At 42.1% G+C, this 20,031-nt stretch carries 21 protein-coding genes; 12 read left to right on the top strand and 9 right to left on the bottom strand.

The window, feature by feature from the left end; translation table 11 throughout:
* Positions 1–13 precede the first annotated feature (13 nt).
* Entirely contained in the window at positions 14–1,336 is a 1,323-nt protein-coding gene (mepM, locus tag Xind_RS07545; RefSeq protein WP_047682158.1) for a murein DD-endopeptidase MepM, read from the top strand.
* A 156-nt stretch (positions 1,337–1,492) separates the two neighbouring features.
* Entirely contained in the window at positions 1,493–2,461 is a 969-nt protein-coding gene (gene lpxM, locus Xind_RS07540) for a lauroyl-Kdo(2)-lipid IV(A) myristoyltransferase (protein WP_187649776.1), read from the top strand.
* Positions 2,462–2,530: 69 nt separating this feature from the next.
* Here the strand turns inward: lpxM and Xind_RS07535 are convergent, their stop codons facing one another.
* Entirely contained in the window at positions 2,531–2,854 is a 324-nt protein-coding gene (locus tag Xind_RS07535; RefSeq protein ID WP_047682154.1) for an AzlD domain-containing protein, read from the bottom strand.
* The gene (locus tag Xind_RS07530; protein WP_047682152.1) at positions 2,854–3,519 is read right to left on the bottom strand and encodes an AzlC family ABC transporter permease; all 666 of its coding nucleotides are present in this window, start codon (positions 3,517–3,519) and stop codon (positions 2,854–2,856) included. Before Xind_RS07530 ends, Xind_RS07535 begins: the two co-directional genes overlap by 1 nt.
* 102 nt (positions 3,520–3,621) lie before the next feature.
* Between Xind_RS07530 and Xind_RS07525 the strand changes: the two genes are divergently transcribed.
* Positions 3,622–4,170, top strand: coding sequence for a helix-turn-helix domain-containing protein (locus Xind_RS07525; protein WP_047682150.1), 549 nt, complete (start codon positions 3,622–3,624; stop codon positions 4,168–4,170).
* A 64-nt stretch (positions 4,171–4,234) separates the two neighbouring features.
* Here the strand turns inward: Xind_RS07525 and pyk are convergent, their stop codons facing one another.
* Positions 4,235–5,677 (bottom strand): pyruvate kinase, encoded by a 1,443-nt coding sequence (pyk, locus tag Xind_RS07520; RefSeq protein ID WP_047682148.1) that lies wholly within the window; start codon positions 5,675–5,677, stop codon positions 4,235–4,237.
* A 178-nt stretch (positions 5,678–5,855) separates the two neighbouring features.
* Complete coding sequence (locus tag Xind_RS07515) at positions 5,856–6,704, bottom strand: MurR/RpiR family transcriptional regulator (protein ID WP_047682146.1); 849 nt, start codon at positions 6,702–6,704, stop codon at positions 5,856–5,858.
* A 393-nt stretch (positions 6,705–7,097) separates the two neighbouring features.
* Here Xind_RS07515 and zwf point away from each other — a divergent pair, with 393 nt between their 5' ends.
* The 3 genes from zwf to mdtI all read left to right on the top strand — a co-directional run bounded on the left by zwf (position 7,098) and on the right by mdtI (position 9,866).
* Positions 7,098–8,573 (top strand): glucose-6-phosphate dehydrogenase, encoded by a 1,476-nt coding sequence (zwf, locus tag Xind_RS07510; protein ID WP_187649775.1) that lies wholly within the window; start codon positions 7,098–7,100, stop codon positions 8,571–8,573.
* Positions 8,574–9,175: 602 nt separating this feature from the next.
* The gene (gene mdtJ / locus Xind_RS07505) at positions 9,176–9,532 is read left to right on the top strand and encodes a multidrug/spermidine efflux SMR transporter subunit MdtJ (protein ID WP_187649774.1); all 357 of its coding nucleotides are present in this window, start codon (positions 9,176–9,178) and stop codon (positions 9,530–9,532) included.
* Position 9,533: 1 nt separating this feature from the next.
* Positions 9,534–9,866: a multidrug/spermidine efflux SMR transporter subunit MdtI gene (gene mdtI, locus Xind_RS07500; protein WP_047682140.1), complete on the top strand. Its 333-nt coding sequence runs from the start codon at positions 9,534–9,536 to the stop codon at positions 9,864–9,866.
* Between the two features lie 75 nt (positions 9,867–9,941).
* Here mdtI and Xind_RS07495 read toward each other — a convergent pair whose 3' ends face one another.
* On the bottom strand, positions 9,942–10,286 hold the full coding sequence (locus Xind_RS07495; RefSeq protein WP_047682137.1) for a RidA family protein: 345 nt from the start codon (positions 10,284–10,286) through the stop codon (positions 9,942–9,944).
* Between the two features lie 101 nt (positions 10,287–10,387).
* Here Xind_RS07495 and Xind_RS07490 point away from each other — a divergent pair, with 101 nt between their 5' ends.
* From Xind_RS07490 to Xind_RS07480, 3 genes are all read left to right on the top strand, one after another.
* On the top strand, positions 10,388–12,304 hold the full coding sequence (locus tag Xind_RS07490) for a DNA repair helicase YoaA (protein WP_187649773.1): 1,917 nt from the start codon (positions 10,388–10,390) through the stop codon (positions 12,302–12,304).
* 63 nt (positions 12,305–12,367) lie between these two features.
* A complete protein-coding gene (tsaB, locus tag Xind_RS07485; protein WP_047682131.1) occupies positions 12,368–13,063 on the top strand; it encodes a tRNA (adenosine(37)-N6)-threonylcarbamoyltransferase complex dimerization subunit type 1 TsaB in 696 nt (231 codons plus the stop codon).
* Positions 13,064–13,222: 159 nt separating this feature from the next.
* The gene (locus Xind_RS07480; RefSeq protein WP_187649772.1) at positions 13,223–13,798 is read left to right on the top strand and encodes a Slp family lipoprotein; all 576 of its coding nucleotides are present in this window, start codon (positions 13,223–13,225) and stop codon (positions 13,796–13,798) included.
* A 90-nt stretch (positions 13,799–13,888) separates the two neighbouring features.
* Here the strand turns inward: Xind_RS07480 and Xind_RS24040 are convergent, their stop codons facing one another.
* Complete coding sequence (locus Xind_RS24040) at positions 13,889–14,098, bottom strand: MFS transporter (RefSeq protein WP_420856065.1); 210 nt, start codon at positions 14,096–14,098, stop codon at positions 13,889–13,891.
* A 574-nt stretch (positions 14,099–14,672) separates the two neighbouring features.
* On the opposite strand from Xind_RS24040, the gene fadD reads away from it, so the two are divergent.
* Positions 14,673–16,358: a long-chain-fatty-acid--CoA ligase FadD gene (gene fadD, locus Xind_RS07470; protein WP_047682125.1), complete on the top strand. Its 1,686-nt coding sequence runs from the start codon at positions 14,673–14,675 to the stop codon at positions 16,356–16,358.
* Positions 16,359–16,475: 117 nt separating this feature from the next.
* Positions 16,476–17,606 carry a ribonuclease D gene (rnd, locus tag Xind_RS07465; RefSeq protein WP_047682122.1) on the top strand — a complete coding sequence of 377 codons (1,131 nt, stop codon included), beginning with the start codon at positions 16,476–16,478 and terminating at the stop codon, positions 17,604–17,606.
* A 198-nt stretch (positions 17,607–17,804) separates the two neighbouring features.
* Here the strand turns inward: rnd and minE are convergent, their stop codons facing one another.
* The 3 genes from minE to minC are packed head-to-tail and all read right to left on the bottom strand — an operon-like array spanning position 17,805 to position 19,597.
* Entirely contained in the window at positions 17,805–18,074 is a 270-nt protein-coding gene (minE, locus tag Xind_RS07460; protein WP_047682119.1) for a cell division topological specificity factor MinE, read from the bottom strand.
* Between the two features lie 3 nt (positions 18,075–18,077).
* Positions 18,078–18,890 carry a septum site-determining protein MinD gene (gene minD / locus Xind_RS07455; protein ID WP_047682116.1) on the bottom strand — a complete coding sequence of 271 codons (813 nt, stop codon included), beginning with the start codon at positions 18,888–18,890 and terminating at the stop codon, positions 18,078–18,080.
* 23 nt (positions 18,891–18,913) lie between these two features.
* Positions 18,914–19,597 carry a septum site-determining protein MinC gene (minC, locus tag Xind_RS07450; RefSeq protein ID WP_047682113.1) on the bottom strand — a complete coding sequence of 228 codons (684 nt, stop codon included), beginning with the start codon at positions 19,595–19,597 and terminating at the stop codon, positions 18,914–18,916.
* A 134-nt stretch (positions 19,598–19,731) separates the two neighbouring features.
* Here minC and Xind_RS07445 point away from each other — a divergent pair, with 134 nt between their 5' ends.
* Positions 19,732–20,004 (top strand): YcgL domain-containing protein, encoded by a 273-nt coding sequence (locus Xind_RS07445; protein WP_047682110.1) that lies wholly within the window; start codon positions 19,732–19,734, stop codon positions 20,002–20,004.
* Positions 20,005–20,031 lie beyond the last annotated feature (27 nt).

The following is a 20,031-nucleotide window of genomic DNA, read 5'->3' as shown; positions in this document are numbered from 1 at the left end:
AGGAATTTTATTAGTGCAGCAGATAGTTAAAACTATCGTTCTGGTATATAACAACCTGCCTAAGCCACACAAAATCATGCTCGGCTCTCTGACTTTGGTTACTTTGGCTGTAGCTGTGTGGCGGCCGGTTGTTTATCACGAACAAGAAGAAAGAATGGAAAGAACGGGGCACATTATCCTCACAACGCCCGATAGTATCCCTGATGCGACAGATGACACGATAGGTGATAGTAATGAACAATTCTCGGATGAGGGAATTAGGGATGAGGAGAGTGGCACTGATACAACGGCAAATATTCCCCACCAGTACGTTGTTTCCAGTGGTGATACTCTAAGTTCAATTTTAAACCAGTTTGGTATAGATTCGTCTGATGTCGCTTTGTTAGCAAATCAAAATAAAGCTCTGCGTGATTTAAGTATTGGTCAGTCATTATCATGGACTATTGACGATAATGGCAGTCTGAAAATGTTAACTTGGGGAGTGTCGCGTCGTGAAACGCGTATTTATACCCGTGAAGGTGATGTTTTCAAAGAGACAAAGGAATATCAGAAGGGAGAATGGATAAATAGTGTCATTACCGGTGCTGTGGATGGCAGTTTCACGGGAAGTGCTGTGTCGGCGGGTTTAACCAGTAGTGAAGTAAGGGAAGTGACCAAAGCATTACAATGGCAGATAGATTTCCGTCGGTTACGTAAAGGTGATCGGTTTTCTGTATTGATGTCTCGCGAAATGCTTGATGGGAAAAGTGAACAGAGCCAACTATTGGGTGTTCGTTTGCAAAGTGGCGGTAATGATTATTATGCATTCCGTGCAGAAGATGGTCGCTTCTACGATAGTAATGCATCAGGTTTGGAACGGGGATTCTTACGTTTTCCAACAACAAAACAATTTAGGGTATCTTCTCCTTTTAATCCTCGTCGCTTAAATCCTGTTACAGGACGGGTTACAGCCCATAAAGGGGTTGATTTTGCTATGCCAGTAGGAACACCTGTTCTGGCTGTTGGTGATGGAGAAGTCATCGTTGCCAAGTTTGATGGTGCCGCAGGTAATTTTGTTGCTATTAGACATGGTCGTCAATATACAACCCGATATATGCATATGAGAAAACTGCTGGTGAAACCAGGTCAGAAAGTGAAACGTGGGGAACGTATCGGCTTGTCAGGTAATACGGGTCGTTCAACAGGCCCTCACTTACACTTTGAGTTTTGGGATAATCAGCAACCGGTTAATCCACTTACTGCAAAACTGCCTCGTTCGGGCGGATTAAGTGGTAAAGAACGTTCGGAATATATTGCGATGGTTAAAGAAGTTAAACCGAAACTGTCGTTGAATTAAAAAGTTCAGGTTACTAACACATAAAGCGGATGATTGGTATCATCCGCTTTATGTTATTTTTGCTGAAAAAGAACATACTTTGGAACAAATATATTAGGAAAAAAGACATTGAAAGCGGGTATTGGTAGTCTATGTTGGAACCACCAGAGTTAGCTCATGAATAAAGAGAAAGATACAGATAGTAAATTGGGTTACATCCCAACGTTTCATTTATCTTATTTGCATCCTCGTTATTGGGGGCTTTGGGCTGGTGTAGGGATATTAGCGGGGTTGGCTTATATCCCGGTTAAATGGCGTGATCCCTTTCTGGCCAGAATTGGTATCTGGGCAGGCAAAAAGGCAAAAAGTGCCCGGCGCAGAGCGAAAATTAATCTCCTGTATTGTTTTCCTGAATTGTCGGAACGGCAGCGTGAAATATTAATTGATAAGATGTTTGCCACCGCACCACAATCTTTTGTCATGCTGGCGGAACTTTATTTGAGAGGTGCAGTGTCTACGCTTAAGCGAACTCAGTGGCATGGTGAGGAGATCATTCACGCTTTAAAAGAACAGGGTAAGAATGTGATTTTTATGGTGCCACATGGTTGGGCGGTGGATATTCCTGCTATGTTATTGGCCGCTCGTGGGCAGACAGTATCAGCAATGTTTCACCATCAGAGCAATCCGGTAGCAGATTATCTGTGGAACAAGGCTCGTTACCATTTTGGTGGACGTCTTCATTCTCGTGATGCGGGAATAAAGCCTTTTATTGCATCAGTACGTCAGGGATTCTGGGGATATTATCTGCCTGATCAAGATCATGGCGAAGAGCACAGCGAGTTCGTTGATTTTTTTGCGACTTATAAAGCAACGTTGCCTGCTGTCGGTCGTTTGATGAAAGTTTGTAAGGCTGCCATTGTTCCTCTGTTCCCGGTTTATAATTGTGAAACTCATCAGTTAGATATTTATATTCGCCCACCTATGGATGATATCGCAGGACAGGATGATGCTTATATTGCCCGTCGTATGAATCAGGAGTTGGAAGAATTGGTAAAGCCTAACCCGGAACAATATACCTGGATATTGAAACTACTCAAGACACGGAAAGAAGGGGATATCGAGCCTTATAAAAGGAATGATCTCTGATCTGGTCATTGAAAGGGGGCAATATATTGCCCCCTGAATTTTTACATCTGCTTCATGCACATGCACTTTTTAGTTTATTCCCGTATAGCGTAGTAGTGCCGTTATGAGCGCGGCAGCCAGAATCACTATAATCAGTGGTACTTTTCTCCAGGCAAGAAATACTGCAATAGCAACACCTATTGCGCGTGCCATACCAGCAAAATGTTCACCTTCGTAGAAAGTGGCAGCAAGTGCTACAGAGAACAACAACGTGGTTGCAGCATCGGAAAGAAGAGCCTGAGAACGTTCAGATAATGCAAGCCTGTTCCCCAGTTTTGCTCCACCGAAGCGCATTAAATAAGTACCTAGTGACAGAATCGCAATGCCAATAATAATCAGGGTATAGTTTGCCATTATTTTTTCCTTGTCAGTAAGCCCAGTAGTGACAGTAATACCGGTAAGCCCACGGGTGCGAAAGGTATGGCAGAGAGCGAAATTGCTGCGCCACTAGAAGCGCGAATAAGCGAGGTTTTATTTTTGAATGAAGGGATCACCATTGCCAGCAAAATTGTCGGGAAAACAGCATCCAGACCGATAGTCTCTGGTGTAGGAATAAATTTGCCAACCGTACTGCCAATTAGAGTACCGAGTGGCCAGAATATGGTGACACCGATACCACATAGCCAGTATGCGGCTTTACGTTGTTCGGGAGTTGCTTGTGACATTCCGAATACCACACTTTCATCGTTCATAATATGGCAGCCTAAGAACTTTGCCATGTGATTTCCGACTAATTCGCGCACAGCCACCCCAAAGGGTAAATGGCGAGCATTCACCAATAAGCCCGCTGCAGCCGCTGCAAGTGGATTACCACCACTGGCAATAATACCAATAAACATAAATTCGGATGCTCCCGCCAGCACTAATATAGATAAGGCAATAGGAACCCATAACGGAAAACCATAAGCAGTAGCCAGTGAACCGTAAGAAACACCAACCACACCTACCGCCAGACAAACTAGAAATATCGATTTTTTAATGTCTCCTTTCAGACAGGAGAAGAAATGGTGAGTGGACATCTATTTTTCCCATACCGAACTAAATTTCATTATAATGAACAAAATGAAAATGCAAATCAAGACGAACATTTTGTTCGTTTTAATGAACATTGGAGCCATGATATGACACAGCCAATCAGCATAATAGCGAAGAGTTTAGCTCGTGAGCGTGCACGCATTGGCCTTTCTCTGGCAGAGGTTGCCCGGCGTGCAGATATTGCAAAATCTACGTTGTCACAATTGGAAGCAGGTAATGGGAACCCCAGTCTTGAAACACTCTGGGCATTGTGTGTAGCGTTGAATATTCCTTTTGCCCGTTTGCTGGAGCCACAAAGTAACAAAACGCAGGTGATTAGACGTGGTGAGGGTACTAAAATAACAGCAGAGCAGGCGAACTATCAGGTAGTTTTACTGGCAACTTGCCCACCGGGGGCGCGTCGTGACATTTATATGTTAATGACTCAGCCGGGAGCAGATCGTATTTCTAAGCCACATCCACCAGGTTCGGTGGAGCATATTATCATTACTAAAGGCCGGGCATTCGTCGGGCCAACAGCAGCACCAGAAGAATTAAATGAAGGTGATTACATCTGCTATCCGGCAGATCAGGAACATGTGTTTGAAGCGTTGGAGCCAGATACACAGGCGATTCTGGTAGCTGAACAAAATTAATATATTCTGCGCGCTACTTTCGGAAGCGCGCAGAATAATTTTCTTAATTATTTAATTCACTTTTTTATTCTACTTCAAGCACCCGGCAGGTATTGGTACTGCCAATAGTTCCCATTTGATCCCCTTGAGTAACCAGCACCAAATCTCCGGAAGTTAAATAACCTCTATCGCGCAGGCGGCTGACAGCTTCACTTGCTGCGGCGATGCCATCAATGTGGTCGCTACAATAAACCGGAGTAACACCACGGTATAATGCTGTGCGATTCAGGGTGGATTCATGGCGTGACATGGAGAAAATAGGTAAGCCGGAACTGATACGAGACATCATACGAGCTGTACGGCCTGATTCGGTCATGGCAATAATCGCTTTGACGCCTTTTAGATGATTGGCTGCATACATGGCAGACATCGAAATAGCTTCTTCAATGCTGTCGAATGTAATATCCATACGGTGTTTGGATACATTGATACCCGGCATTTTTTCTGCTCCCAGGCAGACTTGAGCCATTGCCGCGACAGTCTCTGCCGGATATTGACCTGAAGCAGTTTCCGCAGACAACATCACTGCATCAGTACCATCAAGTACAGCGTTGGCGACGTCCATAACTTCTGCGCGTGTTGGCATCGGGTTAGTGATCATAGATTCCATCATCTGGGTTGCTGTGATTACGACACGATTCAGTTGACGGGCACGACGAATCAGTTTTTTCTGAACTCCGACCAGCTCAGGATCACCAATTTCAACACCTAAATCGCCACGAGCTACCATGACAACATCTGATGCCAGAATGATTTCATCGATGATTTCATCGTTGCTGACAGCCTCAGCGCGCTCAACTTTGGCAACAATTTGTGTTTCGCAACCAGCATCACGTGCCAGGCGTCGTGCATAATTCAGATCTTCAGCAGAACGAGGGAAAGAAACAGCAAGATAATCAACCCCAATTTTCGCGGCAGTGATGATATCTGCTTTGTCTTTTTCTGTCAGTGCTTCGGCGGATAAACCACCCCCCTGTTTATTGATGCCTTTGTTATTGGAGAGAGGGCCACCCACCGTAACTTCTGTAAAGACTTTCATGCCCTGAACATCCAGGACTTTTAACTGAACCCGGCCATCATCCAGTAACAGGATATTACCGGGCGTCACATCGGATGGTAATCCTTTATAATCAATTCCGACTTTTTCTTTATCCCCTTCTCCTTTGCTCAGATTAGCATCAAGCAGGAACTTATCTCCGACATTCAGAAATATTTTTCCTTCTTTAAAGGTAGAAATACGTATTTTGGGGCCCTGGAGATCACCAAGTATAGCTACGTGGCAACCCAAACGAGCTGCAATTTCCCGTACTCTATTTGCGCGCTGGACATGATCTTCTGCTGTGCCATGAGAAAAATTAAGGCGGACAACATTGGCTCCCGCATTGATCACTTTCTCTAAGTTGTTGTCACGATCTGTAGCAGGGCCAAGTGTAGTAACGATTTTAGTTCTTCTGAGCCGTCTGGACATGTATTAACTCCGTTGACCTGTGAAGTATGGATTTTTGGTTACCGTGAGATAACCAGGCAACTTTTTTTGATTATCAACCCCACAATATAAATGATACTGACGGGGATAAACTTTCCATTATGCTATCAGGCTGGAGAGTTGATAAATAGTGAACAAAAACACAGTCTATTTTCCTGTCTTAATCATGCTTATCAAATCGCGAATCTCGTAATGCTTCTTTGACTTTCTTCAGGTTATCTCGGAATTTTGAGCCCCGGCGTAGTGTAAAACCCGTTGCCAGCACATCAATGATGGTAAGTTGAGCAATTCGGGAAACCATGGGCATATAAATATCAGTATCCTCAGGAACATCTAACAGAATAGAGAGGCTGGCTTCTTGTGCCAGTAGTGAGCCTGTTGAAGTGATGGCGATGACAGTTGCGTCATTTTTACGAGCCAGTCTGGCAAGTTCTACCAGATTTTTAGTACGGCCTGTATGGGAAATAAGTACAACAACGTCACCTTCAGTACTGTTGATACAGCTCATCCGCTGCATAACGATATCATCAAAATAGCTGACGGGGATGTTAAAGCGGAAAAATTTGTTCATGGCATCATGTGCTACAGCAGCAGATGCTCCTAAACCAAAAAAAGAGAGTTTTCTTGCCTGTGTCAGTAAGTCAACGGCTCGGTTAATGGCTGTGATATCTAGATTACTTTTAACTGTTTCCAGATTAGCCATTACCGATTCAAAAATTTTATTGGTATAAGATATGACGCTGTCACTTTCTTCCACATTGCGATTCACATAAGGTGTGCCATTCGCCAGGCTTTGTGCCAGATGTAATTTGAAATCAGGAAAGCCTTTAGTATTCAGGCGGTGACAAAAGCGATTAACCGTGGGTTCACTGACATTCGCCATTTTTGCCAGAGTGGCAATGCTGGAGTGGATGGCAGTATGTGGTGAATCAAGAATGACCTGCGCAACCTTTTTTTCAGACTTACTCAAAATATCAAGACTATTTTGGAGCTGTTCTAGTGTATTCATAAGACGCAGTTCAACCTCGGTTTTAACGATTTCATTAACAGGAGAAATCTATGTAATTTTCGTGAAAATATACTACTTGTTACTGAAAGCTGGCAGAGGGAAAATTCAATAACTTGATATTTTTCATGAAAATATGACAAACATCTAACTTTCAACTTGGTAAGATTACTTCTTATACGTTGTAAATTTTCAATTAATTACCGCTTTCCGATACAAATATCATTCATAATACAATATGAAATATAAATATTTTTACACAGAAAGTAGGGAAATGAGATCTATGCAAGTCATCATAATCGAAGAATGAGATGTTTACTGCATATAATCAAAAGAGTACATTACCTGCGAGTTCTGTAAAAAAATTACAATATCCCGTAATTGAGGAGATGCAACATGGCGGTGACGTCTACAGCTCAGGCTTGTGATTTGGTGATTTTTGGGGCGAAAGGAGACTTAGCACGCCGGAAATTGATGCCTTCCCTTTACCAGTTGGAAAAAGCGGGTTATATCCATCCGGATACCCGGATTATCGGGGTTGGTCGCGCTGACTGGGATAAAAAAGCCTATAAAAAGGTCGTTGAGGAAGCGTTAACAACATTTATGTCCGAAAAACTGGATGCGGAATTGTGGAAGAAACTCAGTTCACGTCTGGAATTTTGCAATTTGGATGTTAATGAAACAGAACATTTCACTCGGTTGGCGAAAATTCTCAATCAGGATAAATTGCCGGCTATTCATTACTTTGCTATGCCGCCCAGTACATTTGGTGCAGTATGTCATGGATTGGGGGCTGCGGGATTGAATCAAGAACCCAATCGTGTTGTGATGGAAAAACCATTGGGTACTGATCTCGCCTCTTCCCGTGCTATTAATGATGAAGTAGCAAAGTATTTTAATGAAAATCAGATCTACCGAATTGACCACTACTTGGGTAAAGAAACGGTATTGAACTTGCTGGCGTTACGTTTTGCCAATTCTCTGTTTGTTAATAATTGGGATCATCGCACGATAGACCATGTGCAAATCACCGTTGCCGAAGAGGTAGGTATCGAAGGGCGTTGGGGTTATTTTGATCAGGCCGGTCAGATGCGCGACATGATCCAGAATCACTTGCTGCAAATCTTGACTATGATTGCTATGTCACCTCCGTCTGATTTGTCCGCAGATCGTATTCGTGATGAAAAAGTTAAGGTACTGCGTTCATTACGCCGGATTGATCAAACTAACGTGCGGGAAAAAACCGTTCGAGGGCAATATACCGCTGGTTTCGTGCATGGCAAGAAAGTGCCGGGTTATTTGGAAGAAGAGGGCGCCAATAAGGCCAGTAAAACTGAAACATTTGTCTCAGTTCGTGTTGATATTGATGACTGGCGTTGGTCAGGGGTTCCTTTCTACCTGAGAACAGGTAAGCGTTTACCGGCAAAATGCTCTGAAGTTGTGGTTTATTTCAAAGAGCCGCCATTGAATCTGTTTGCTGAATCCTATCAACAACTACCGCAGAATAAACTAACGATCCGTTTGCAGCCAGATGAAGGTATTGATATTGAAGTACTGAATAAAGCGCCGGGGCTGGAGCACAAACATCGTTTGCAGACAACAAAACTTGATTTGAGTTTCTCTGAAACATTCAACCAAACCCATCTTGCCGATGCTTATGAACGCTTGCTATTGGAAGCAATGCGCGGTATTCAGGCGCTATTCGTCCGTAGGGATGAAGTGGAAGAAGCCTGGAAATGGGTTGATTCCATCATGGATGCTTGGGCAGCGGATAATGAACCACCAAAACCTTATCAGGCAGGAACCTGGGGACCAGTGGCTTCCATTGCCATGATCACACGCGATGGGCGTTCATGGAACGAATTTGAATAATACATTGTATTTTTACTATTATAGGATCTGACCGTATTCACCGGTCAGATCCTATCTTGGCTTACTCTTTCTCTAATTTTTGAAACTAATCACGATAAAAAATTTCCATAAGTATATTTAGTTTCAGCCAACTGAAACGGGTTAGTTGTTTAGCTTAAAAAAACTTGCCCGCCAATTGCGTTTATTGTTTGAATATGTTAGATATATACGACAACTAATTACACCACCATTATGAGGGTTCGTAGTATATCACACAGTGATAATCGTGTGATGAAAGAATAAAATATCATGAATAACGCCAAAAGCGTCAAAATTCAACGTAGTACTAAAATCCAAAGTAATACCCACGTCTTATTTCTCTCTGCAATCTTATCCAGTGAACACTATTGGTGCGGCGCACTTTAGGGTGTTTCTCCTGTTATCCGGTTTCCTCCGGAAAATTCTAATTTCTGACTATATATCAGTTAACTATTAGTCAATTAATTTCTTGCCAAGACATCAAACTATCAAGCGCCGTTTGATATCGCGTTCTTAGATGATTTTATTGGCATTAATGGTTTGATGTCTTGGCATACTTATATAAGGTATGTTCAGGAGAAAAAATGATTTATTGGATATTTCTTGCATTGGCGATTGTGACAGAAGTCATTGGTACGTTGTCCATGAAGCATGCCAGTGTTTCGGGTGGTTTTACCGGTATGATCGTGATGTACACCATGATCACAACGTCTTATATTCTATTGGCAATTGCGGTTAAAAAGGTCGCCTTAGGTGTGGCCTATGCCTTATGGGAAGGGATCGGTATTCTTTTTATTACGGCCTTTAGTGTGATGTGGTTCGATGAATCACTCTCACCCATGAAAGTGGGAGGATTATCGCTATTGATAGTCGGAATAGCACTGATTAAAGCCGGGGCTAAAAAGGCACCAAAACCACAAATGAAAGAAAAGGAGGCATAATATGTCGGCCCATTTTGAATGGTGGCATGCTGCTTTCTTAATCTTGGCTGTTTTTCTGGAAATCGTGGCAAATATTTTATTGAAACTTTCCAATGGCTTTCAACGCTTCTGGATTGGAGTTTTATCGCTGGTGGCAGTTTTAGGTGCATTTAGTGCATTGGCACAGGCAGTAAAAGGTATTGAACTTTCCATCGCGTATGCACTTTGGGGAGCATTCGGAATTATTGCCACAGTTGCGGCAGGCTGGATCATGTTTAATCAACGTCTGAATTTTAAAGGTTGGGGAGGAATTGTGTTATTGTTGATCGGTATGATTATGATCAAAATGGCATAAATTCAATCCATCAAATCTGTAAGATGGCATTGAATAAGCAGATCTTTTTCAATGCCATAAAACAAATATGGTTGTTTAAAGGGCTGCGATGATTTTGATTTCCACTTTGTATGTTGGGTTCATCAGTTCAGCCTGAACAGTACAACGTACAGGGGCACTTCCTGCAACAACCCAGGCATCCCAGGCTGCATTCATGTCATTAAAATCGGCTTTATCTGCCAGAAAAATCGTCGCATCAATGATTTTACTCTTATCAGAACCCAGACGCTGCAACATGATATCAATTGCAGCTAGTGTGTCGGCAGTTTGCTCAATAATGTCTCCATCCAGATTTTCTGGCACACTAGTATAATAAATGGTGTCATTGTGGATAACAGCTTCTGACCAGCGGGTATCCGGATCAATACGTTCAATAGTCATTAAATCTCCTGTTAATTTATACAGTTTTAATGCTGAATTGGCTGGTTATTGCTATTCAGTCTTGGCATAATTCTGCCTTATTTTATTGAAAGAGACGATCTGTGTCAGACGATTTTGCGAAAAATGGTGTACTTGCCAAAGCCATACAAGGCTTCAAACCCCGTGATGCCCAGCGGGAAATGTCTTCTGCCATTACAGCAGCAATTCAAAAGCAACAGCAATTAGTGGTAGAAGCGGGTACTGGAACGGGAAAAACTTTCGCTTATCTGGTGCCTGCATTGCGTTCGGGCAAGAAAGTGATTATTTCAACAGGCTCCAAGGCACTACAGGATCAGCTCTATAATCGTGATTTACCTACTATCGCTGATGCGTTGAAATTTTCTGGTCGTTCGGCGTTATTAAAAGGACGTTCAAATTACTTATGTCTTGAGCGTCTTGAACAACAATCAATTGGTGGATCTCAGCTTGAGCCTGAAATGCTGTCAGAAGTGATTAAGCTGAAAAGCTGGTCATCTCAAACTGAAGATGGAGATACCAGCAGTTGTCATCAGATTGCCGAAGACAGTGCTGTTTGGGCGTTGGTAACAAGTACTAACGACAATTGTCTTGGCCGGGATTGTCCGAGTTATCAGGAGTGTTTCGTTCTGAAAGCCCGCCGCAGAGCAATGGAGGCAGATATTGTTATCGTCAATCACCATCTGTTTATGGCGGATGTGGTCGTCAAAGATACCGGGTTTGGTGAGTTAATTCCACGGGCAGAAGTGATGATTTTTGATGAGGCTCATCAAATCCCGGATATTGCCAGCCAATACTTTGGTCAGCAGCTGAGTAGTCGCCAATTGCTGGACTTATCACGGGATATCATCATCGCTTACCGTACTGAAGTCAGGGATCAGGCTCAATTACAAAAAAGTGCGGATCGTCTGAGTCAAAGTACACAGGATTTTCGTTTATCACTTGGAGAAAATAATTATCGGGGTAACTTCCGTGAAGCGTTGCAACAACAGGATATAAAACGTGCATTGGTGCGATTGGATGATGCACTGGAGCTCTGTTATGACGTAATGAAGCTCTCTTTGGGACGTTCAACGATGCTGGATGCTGCCTTTGAACGGGCAACAATCTATCGTAATCGTCTCAAGAGGCTGATTAATGTTGATGAGCCCAATCATAGTTATTGGTTTGAAAGTTATGGCCGGCATTTTTTATTAGCATTAACGCCTTTGTCTGTATCTGACAAATTCAGTGAAATGATCCGTGAGCAATCTGGTTGTTGGGTTTTCACATCGGCAACGTTATCGGTTAATGAGCAGCTTGAACATTTTACCGCACGTTTGGGATTAGAACGGGCTCAGACATTACTCCTGCCCAGTCCGTTTGATTATCAACGCCAAATGTTATTATGCGTTCCTCGCCATTTGCCACCACCTAATCAGCATGGCGGAGCAAAATTGTTGGCTCGTATGCTAAAACCATTAATCGAAAGCAATAAAGGGCGCTGTTTTTTCCTGTGCACTTCCCACCAAATGATGCGTTGTCTGGCAGAAGAGTTCCGGGCAAACATGACTTTACCAGTATTAGTTCAAGGTGAAACCAGTAAGAGGCAATTATTATCTCAGTTTCTTGCTGCGGGTAATGCTTTGCTAGTGGCGACCGGCAGTTTCTGGGAGGGGGTAGATGTGCGGGGTGATGCTTTATCTTGTGTCATTATCGATAAATTACCCTTTACAGCACCGGATGATCCACTCCTTAAAGCGCGGATTGAAGATTGTCAACTTAAGGGCGGTGATGCTTTTAATGAAATTCAGATCCCTGATGCGGTACTTAGCCTGAAGCAGGGTGTTGGTCGTTTGATCCGTGATGTTGATGATTATGGTGTGGTGGTTATTTGCGATAATCGGTTGGTAATGCGCCCATATGGTGAAGTTTTTCTCAATAGTCTGCCTTTATCTCCCCGTACACGAGATTTGTCGAAAGCCGTGGCGTTTCTTAAGTCCCGTCAATCAGAGTCAGAGTAAAATCTTTGGGGGTATGATAGTATAATCCCTTATTTCGAATTCTATTCTTGCCGGAGTTAAGGCATGTCCATACGGATTTTAGCTATTGATACAGCAACCGAAGCTTGTTCTGTTGCGCTTTGGAATGATGGCCGCATTGAGGCACAGTTTGAAATTTCCCCACGGGAACACACTCAACGTATTCTGCCTATGGTAGAAACAATATTGTCCAAGAACGATATAAAATTACAACAACTGGATGCGCTGGCATTTGGTCAGGGGCCGGGGAGTTTTACTGGTGTGCGCATTGGTGTCGGGATTGCTCAGGGACTGGCATTAGGGGCTGACTTACCAATGATCGGTATTTCTTCTCTGAAAACGATGGCTCAGGGGGCATTTCGTCTGAAAAATGCAACAAATGTTTTAGTTGCTATTGACGCTCGTATGGGAGAAGTTTACTGGGCACAATATACCCGTAATGAACAAGGCGAATGGTTGGGGAATGAAACAGAGGCAGTTTTGAAGCCTGAACAGGCGCAGTTCATTATGAACTCTTTAACAGGAGAGTGGGCGATAGCTGGAACGGGCTGGGAGGCTTACCCTCAATTATTGGATAGTCACTTAACCCTGGTATCAAGTGGCATAACCTTACCTCATGCAGAAGATATGCTGCCGTTGGCGGTTCAGATGTGGGAAGCGGGGAAAACGATAGCTGTTGAGTCGGCGGAACCTGTTTATTTGCGTAATGAGGTAACGTGGAAAAAATTACCAGGTCGTTAACATTTTCAGGTAATACATTTTTAAGTAATTTGAGAAAGACGACATTGTGGAAGTTACAAAAGCTAATGCAACTTGTGGCAAAAAATGGTGTCCATGAAATATTGATGTCCATAAGATTAAGATATAAAACAGGCTGATTTTCCTGTATTGGAGGGGTTTATGCTTAATGGAACACACTACCGATTAATACTGCAATTAATTGCATTTATAGGAGCAATGATACTTACAGGTTGTGTATCAGTTCCTGACTCAATAAAAGGAACAACTAAAAACCCTATAGAAAATTTACTTGATGTCAAAAAAACGCCGGATTCATACATAGGTCATGAAGGGAGATTCGGTGGAAAAGTATTGAGCGTCTTAAATGAGAAGGGACGCACACGATTGGAAATCTCTACACTGCCATTGGCAAGTGATGCAGCTCCACTTATTGATAATCCTTCTCTTGGTCGACTTTATGCTTACGTCAATTCTTTTTTAGAACCGAGTGATTTTCAGGATCATTATGTTACAGTTGTGGGATTGATTACGGGGCTGGAGAAAGGAAAAGTCGGGGATAGCCCGTATGACTATGTTTTGATGAATGTTAATGGGTTTAAACTTTGGAATGAGGTTCAGCGTATTTCCTTGGCTCCCTCCACAGGTAATATCTGGGGATATTATGGTAATCCCTATTTTATGGGTTGGGGGGGAAGTACTCCAATTTTGCCATCTCATATGAAAGATTTTGACTGAATAATGTCTTAAATTGAGAAATTGAAGAAAAAATGGTCTCATGCCTGAAAGTATCATGAGGCCATTTTTGTAATATGCTTCAAGAGTAACTTATTCTCGCTGGAAAGCGAATACCAAGGAAAGATATATTATAAAACTTGCCGCACCAAATGCTGTAACTGTTCTGGATAAATAGAGATGGCTGATTTTTTCACTACAACCTGATAATAACAACCCAATCATTGAAATAAAAAAACCGATAACGATGGCAGGCTTTCTGCCATAGCTATCACTAAGACTTCCGTAAAAGAATTGAGAAATAAAGGCTGGTGTGATTTTTGCTTATTGAACAATCTGCAAATTAATATAATTCGCCAATTGGATTGAGTTACGTGGCTCATAACACCTGTTTCTTGTAATAAAAGTTGTCATATTTTAATTGGTTAGATAGTGCTCTTCTTTTGTGGCTTGGTGTAATCGTTTTTGATCATGAAAACATGATATCAACTTGTCGTATTGTGCAAATATCCTTCGTAGTATGTAACTACCCCTTAATAGTTATCATTCATTGGATTATTTTTATTATAACCATTTGGAATAATGAAATGAGTTTTAGTCAAAAATAGCTAAATCAGTGTATAATTAAAGGGTTAGACATTTAAATGTTAATTTTATTAGTAACTGATTGATAAATAATAAAAATATATGGCAGCATGGGCTGCCTTATTTTTTATCAGCGATTAAAGAAGTATTAAATTAGTGACGTGCATCGCCAACCTGAACAATGTTCCTTTTCAAACTGGTAAGCTGAGTTAATAATTTGTTAAATATACAGGTCTGGTTTTTGTTTCATGGTCAATGGTTGCACAGCAATTAGATTTCAGGAGTATTCAACTTGGAAAAAGTCTGGCTAAAACATTATCCGGCAGATGTTCCGGCAGAAATCGATCCCGATCGTTATTCATCATTGGTTGAAATGTTTGAGAATGCCGTGGCACGCTATGCCGATCAGGTCGCATTTATTAATATGGGCGAAGTAGTCACTTTCCGTAAACTGGAAGAACGTAGCCGTGCGTTTGCTGCTTACTTGCAGAATGGATTGGGACTGAAAAAAGGGGATCGTGTGGCATTAATGATGCCAAACTTGCTTCAATATCCTATTGCTCTTTTTGGTGTCTTACGTGCCGGAATGGTGGTTGTTAATGTCAACCCTCTATATACCCCGCGTGAACTGGAACATCAGCTCACTGATAGTGGTACATCAGCCATAGTTCTTGTCTCTAATTTTGCACATACCTTAGAAAAGATAGTTTTCAATACTCCGGTTAAGCATGTCATTTTGACACGCATGGGAGACCAATTATCTCGTCCAAAAGGAACTCTTGTAGATTTCGTCGTAAAATATATTAAGCGGCTGGTTCCGAAGTATCATTTACCGGATGCCATTTCATTTCGCAGCGTCATCCACAAGGGTTATCGCATGCAGTATGTCAAGCCGGATTTAAATAACGAAGATTTGGCATTTCTGCAATATACTGGTGGTACAACTGGCGTGGCAAAAGGTGCCATGTTGACCCATCGGAACATGTTGGCGAACCTTGAACAGATAAAAGCGAATTTCGCCCCTTTATTACGCCTTAGACAGGAGTTAGTGGTTACGGCATTACCGCTGTACCATATCTTCGCACTTACGATAAATTGCCTGTTATTTATTGAGCTAGGTGGACAAAACTTGCTGATTACCAATCCACGAGATGTGAACGGAACGATCAAAGAGTTATCACGCTATAAATTTACAGCATTATCTGGTGTTAACACGCTATTTAATGCGTGGCTCAATAATCCTGAATTCCAAAAAATAGACTTTTCTGCATTACGTATGACCGTGGGTGGTGGTATGGCTGTGCAGAGTTCCGTCGCCGATAAATGGGAAAAGCTGACAGGTTGTCATCTGCTTGAAGGTTATGGCCTGACTGAATGTGCACCTGTGGTTGCATGTAATCCTTATAATTTGACTCACTATAGTGGCAGTATTGGTTTCCCTGTTCCTTCAACGGAAATTAAGCTGGTGGATGATGAAGGGAATGAAGTCTTTCAGGGAGAGTCGGGGGAGATGTGGGTGCGTGGGCCTCAGGTGATGGAAGGTTACTGGAATCGTCCTGATGCAACAGATGAGGTGTTAAAAGACGGCTGGCTGGCAACAGGGGATATTGCCAATATTGATGAAAAAGGCTTTTTACATATTGTTGATCGGAAAAAAGATATGATCCTGGTTTCAGGTTTTAATGTCTATCCGAATGAAGTGGAAGATATTGTTTCTTCCCATCCTAAAGTGTTAGAGTCGGCAGCAATAGGTGTTCCAAGCGAAAACTCAGGTGAATCCGTCAAGGTGTTCGTAGTGCGTAAGGAGGCCAGTTTGACAGAGGATGAACTCAAGACACATTGCCGTCGTTATCTGACTGGATATAAGGTACCAAAAATTGTCGAATTCCGCGATGAGTTGCCGAAGTCGAATGTTGGTAAGATCCTTCGTAAAGAACTGCGCGATGAAGAATTAAGAAAAGCAAGCAACGCGAAGTGAATAGCTTGAAGAGTGATTTTTAAAAGGTAAATATTTTAAATTGCCTGTCACATCAACAACGCCGGTTCTTGCCGGCGTTGTTGTGCATATATTATGAATGGCTAAGAGAATGATGTTTTGAATTATCAGTTGATTACCTCCGATGCTCAGTTGCAGTCCATCTGTAATCGGGCAAAACAACATGCAAGAATTGCACTGGACACAGAATTTGTACGCACAAGGACGTATTATCCCCACTTAGGTTTAATACAACTGTTTGATGGTGAACAACTTTCTCTGATCGATCCCCTTGGTATTTCGCAATGGCAACCTTTGCGAGAATTATTGACTGATCCGGATGTATTAAAATTTATTCATGCTGGCAGTGAAGACTTAGAGGCTTTCTGGAATAGTTTTCAATGTATGCCCGCACCTATTATCGATACTCAGGCATTGGCCGCGTTTACTGGTCATCCATTATCGTGTGGGTTTGCAACACTGGTTGCAGAATATCTGAATGTGGAATTGGATAAAAGTGAGTCCCGTACTGACTGGCTGGCTCGTCCGTTGAGTGAAAAACAGTGTGAATACGCGGCAGCAGATGTTTACTACTTATTACCGCTGGCTGATATTTTGATGGCGAAAACAGAACAGCTAGGATATTTGGGGGCGGCAAAAGATGAAAGTGCTTTGATTGCCCAACGTCGTAAAGAAGTATTAATGCCGGAATGTGCTTACAAAGATATCAGTAACGCATGGCAATTGCGTCCAAGGCAGTTGGCTTGCTTAAAAAAATTGGCTGCATGGCGTTTGAATCAGGCCCGTGAACGGGATTTAGCTGTTAATTTTGTTATTCGTGAAGAAAATTTATGGCAGGTAGCCCGTTATATGCCGACTTCATTGGGAGAGCTGGATGCTTTAGGTTTAAGCGGGCAAGAAATCCGTTGTCATGGGCGTCGGTTACTGGCGATGGTCGCAGAAAGCAGAGATCTTCCAGAAGAAAAGTGTCCGGCTCAAATTATGAATTTGGTAGATTATCCGGGTTATCGCAAAGTGTTTAAAGAAATTAAGTCAATGATTGCTCAGGTGAGTGAATCTCATTCTTTTAATGCTGAATTGTTAGCTTCTCGTCGGCAAATTAATCAACTGCTCTGTTGGCATTGGAAATTGAAATCGCCAGAGCAGCAACCGGAATTAATTAGGGGCTGGCGTGGTAAATGGCTGGCTGAGCCTATTGCTGAAATATTGGAAAATTATTCAGCGTCATAGCTTCTGAGATATATATCTATATCTTTTAAGAGATAAAGGTACTGATCCCCTGCCTGATAAACAGGCAGGGAAGTAAATTTATTACTGTACCATTTTTATGGTGCTGTTATTTCCGCGACAGTGTCGTTTTCATCTTCACTGATAGTAAATAATATGAAAAAGAAAAGACAATAAATTAAATAGCGCTATTTGATAGCGTTATTTTGACGATTCCTCAACCTCCGGTAATGTTACATTAAGTTCCAGTACCGAGATGTCATCATTTTTTTGCTCAAACTGTACAGAAAGCATTTCCGGGTCAATTTGTACATATTTACAAATTACCGCCAGAATATCGCGTTTCATTTCGGGCAAATAGGCAGGCTCAGCATCACCACGGCGCCGTTCTGCCACGATGATTTGCAGCCGTTCCTTGGCAATATTGGCTGTCGACTTTTTTCTCGACAGGAAGAAATCTAACAAAGCCATGCGTTACCCTCCAAACAGGCGTTTCAAAAAACCCTTTTTTTCTTCCTCAATGAAGCGGAAAGGCCGTTCTTCACCGAGTAAACGTAAAACAGTATCTTCGTATGCTTTACCTGCATCAGAATCTTTATCCAGAATAACAGGTTCCCCCTGGTTTGAAGAGCGTAAAACGGATTGATCTTCTGGAATAACACCAATTAAAGGAATGCACAAAATTTCCAAGACATCTTCCATACTGAGCATATCACCACGGTTCACACGACCGGGGTTATAGCGGGTCAGCAAAAGATGTTCTTTGATCGGTTCCTCACCTCGTTCAGCACGACGTGATTTGGAAGCCAGAATACCTAAAATTCGATCCGAGTCGCGAACAGATGAAACTTCCGGATTTGTTGTAATAATTGCTTCATCAGCAAAGTAGAGAGCCATTAATGCACCACTCTCAATACCTGCTGGTGAATCACAAATAATAAACTCGAACCCTTGCTCAGTTAACTCATTTAGGATCTTTTCGACACCGTTACGTGTGAGGGCATCTTTATCCCGAGTTTGAGAAGCAGGAAGAATATATAAATTCTCGGTGCGCTTATCTTTTATAAGCGCTTGATTTAACGTGGCATCACCTTGGATCACGTTGACGAAGTCAAAAACCACACGACGCTCACATCCCATGATGAGATCGAGATTACGCAGCCCAATATCAAAATCGATGACTACGGTTTTTTTCCCTTTTTGTGCGAGGCCGGTAGCAATGGCCGCGCTTGAAGTGGTTTTGCCAACGCCACCTTTACCAGATGTAACAACAATAATGCGTGCCATGAAGCGATTCCTTGTTATAAGGGCTAGATTAAGGTTTCAATAGTTAATTCGTTATTGACCAGACGTAATTTTGCCGCTTTACCGACAAAATTTTCTGGAATTTCTTCACTGAGCCAATATTGGCCTGCAATAGACGTTAGCTCAGCGTTTAAATGAGTGCAGAAAATTTGGCTTTCTTTATCACCAGATGCGCCTGCTAATACACGTCCACGTAGCACACCATATATATTAATATTTCCATCAGCGATTAATTCTGCACCAGCACTGACATTGCTGGTGACAATAAGATCACTATTTGGAGCATAAATTCTTTGTCCTGAACGGACAGGCGTATTAATTATACGAGTTTTTCTGAAAATAGGTTCAGATGGTTTATTTTCTTCTTTAGGAACTTTTTGGCTTTTTCCTTCCTTTAATAAAGGAAGCCCGGATTTCAGCACCATTTCCCGTTGTTCTTCATCCTGGCAGCCACTGATACCCACAACCCGCAATCCTGTAGATTCAATGACCCGGTGGAGTACAAAAATATCTGCATTTACAGGCAGATGAGATATATTGATAACGACAGGTGCATTTTTCAGGAATTCAGGCGCTTGCTCTACTTTTTCTTGTATGGCCTTTTGAATGATATCCGGCTGGTCATCATGCAAATGAACGACCGAAAGCGTAAAATTACTGCCTTTTAGCTCAATTGGCGATTGTGACATCGATATTCAGACTCAGCAAGGTTAAGATCCCTGGAACAGCTCCAAGGATACGATATTCTTAAATATAATAAGCATGTTATAGTTACTGAATTATTCAAGCAAGTCGCAGTGTTAATTTAAAAGAGTTTATGACAATGATTTGTGTAATCTACAGAAGTCCAAAACGTGAACAAACTTATCTCTACATTGAAAAAAAAGGAGATTTTTCACGCGTTCCTGAAGCGTTATTGAAAACATTTGGTCAACCACAGTTCTCTATGATGATCTCATTAGCAGAAAGAAAAAAATTGGCCAATGCGGATATTGAAAAAGTGAAAGTAGCATTGAGCGAGCAAGGATTTTATTTACAGGTTCCCCCTCCGGTAGAAAATTTAATCAATGAACATCTGGTTGCAATCAGGCTATGAAAAGAGTTACTGGTAGTGGCTTGATCC

Source organism: Xenorhabdus indica (assembly GCF_014467235.1).
GTDB lineage: Bacteria > Pseudomonadota > Gammaproteobacteria > Enterobacterales > Enterobacteriaceae > Xenorhabdus > Xenorhabdus indica.
This window is presented reverse-complemented; position numbering and strand designations above follow the sequence as displayed.

What these genes read in the sequence shown, in the direction of transcription:
- pyk (WP_047682148.1), bottom strand. Translation starts at nt 5,677, where the DNA reads ATGTCCAGACGGCTCAGAAGAACTAAAATCGTTACTACACTTGGCCCT.
- lpxM (WP_187649776.1), top strand. Translation starts at nt 1,493, where the DNA reads ATGAATAAAGAGAAAGATACAGATAGTAAATTGGGTTACATCCCAACG.
- mdtI (WP_047682140.1), top strand. Translation starts at nt 9,534, where the DNA reads ATGTCGGCCCATTTTGAATGGTGGCATGCTGCTTTCTTAATCTTGGCT.
- Xind_RS07515 (WP_047682146.1), bottom strand. Translation starts at nt 6,704, where the DNA reads ATGAATACACTAGAACAGCTCCAAAATAGTCTTGATATTTTGAGTAAG.
- minC (WP_047682113.1), bottom strand. Translation starts at nt 19,597, where the DNA reads ATGTCACAATCGCCAATTGAGCTAAAAGGCAGTAATTTTACGCTTTCG.
- Xind_RS07495 (WP_047682137.1), bottom strand. Translation starts at nt 10,286, where the DNA reads ATGACTATTGAACGTATTGATCCGGATACCCGCTGGTCAGAAGCTGTT.
- Xind_RS07530 (WP_047682152.1), bottom strand. Translation starts at nt 3,519, where the DNA reads ATGTCCACTCACCATTTCTTCTCCTGTCTGAAAGGAGACATTAAAAAA.
- mdtJ (WP_187649774.1), top strand. Translation starts at nt 9,176, where the DNA reads ATGATTTATTGGATATTTCTTGCATTGGCGATTGTGACAGAAGTCATT.
- minE (WP_047682119.1), bottom strand. Translation starts at nt 18,074, where the DNA reads ATGGCTTTGTTAGATTTCTTCCTGTCGAGAAAAAAGTCGACAGCCAAT.
- tsaB (WP_047682131.1), top strand. Translation starts at nt 12,368, where the DNA reads ATGTCCATACGGATTTTAGCTATTGATACAGCAACCGAAGCTTGTTCT.
- Xind_RS07535 (WP_047682154.1), bottom strand. Translation starts at nt 2,854, where the DNA reads ATGGCAAACTATACCCTGATTATTATTGGCATTGCGATTCTGTCACTA.
- Xind_RS07445 (WP_047682110.1), top strand. Translation starts at nt 19,732, where the DNA reads ATGATTTGTGTAATCTACAGAAGTCCAAAACGTGAACAAACTTATCTC.
- minD (WP_047682116.1), bottom strand. Translation starts at nt 18,890, where the DNA reads ATGGCACGCATTATTGTTGTTACATCTGGTAAAGGTGGCGTTGGCAAA.
- zwf (WP_187649775.1), top strand. Translation starts at nt 7,098, where the DNA reads ATGGCGGTGACGTCTACAGCTCAGGCTTGTGATTTGGTGATTTTTGGG.
- Xind_RS07525 (WP_047682150.1), top strand. Translation starts at nt 3,622, where the DNA reads ATGACACAGCCAATCAGCATAATAGCGAAGAGTTTAGCTCGTGAGCGT.
- Xind_RS07480 (WP_187649772.1), top strand. Translation starts at nt 13,223, where the DNA reads ATGCTTAATGGAACACACTACCGATTAATACTGCAATTAATTGCATTT.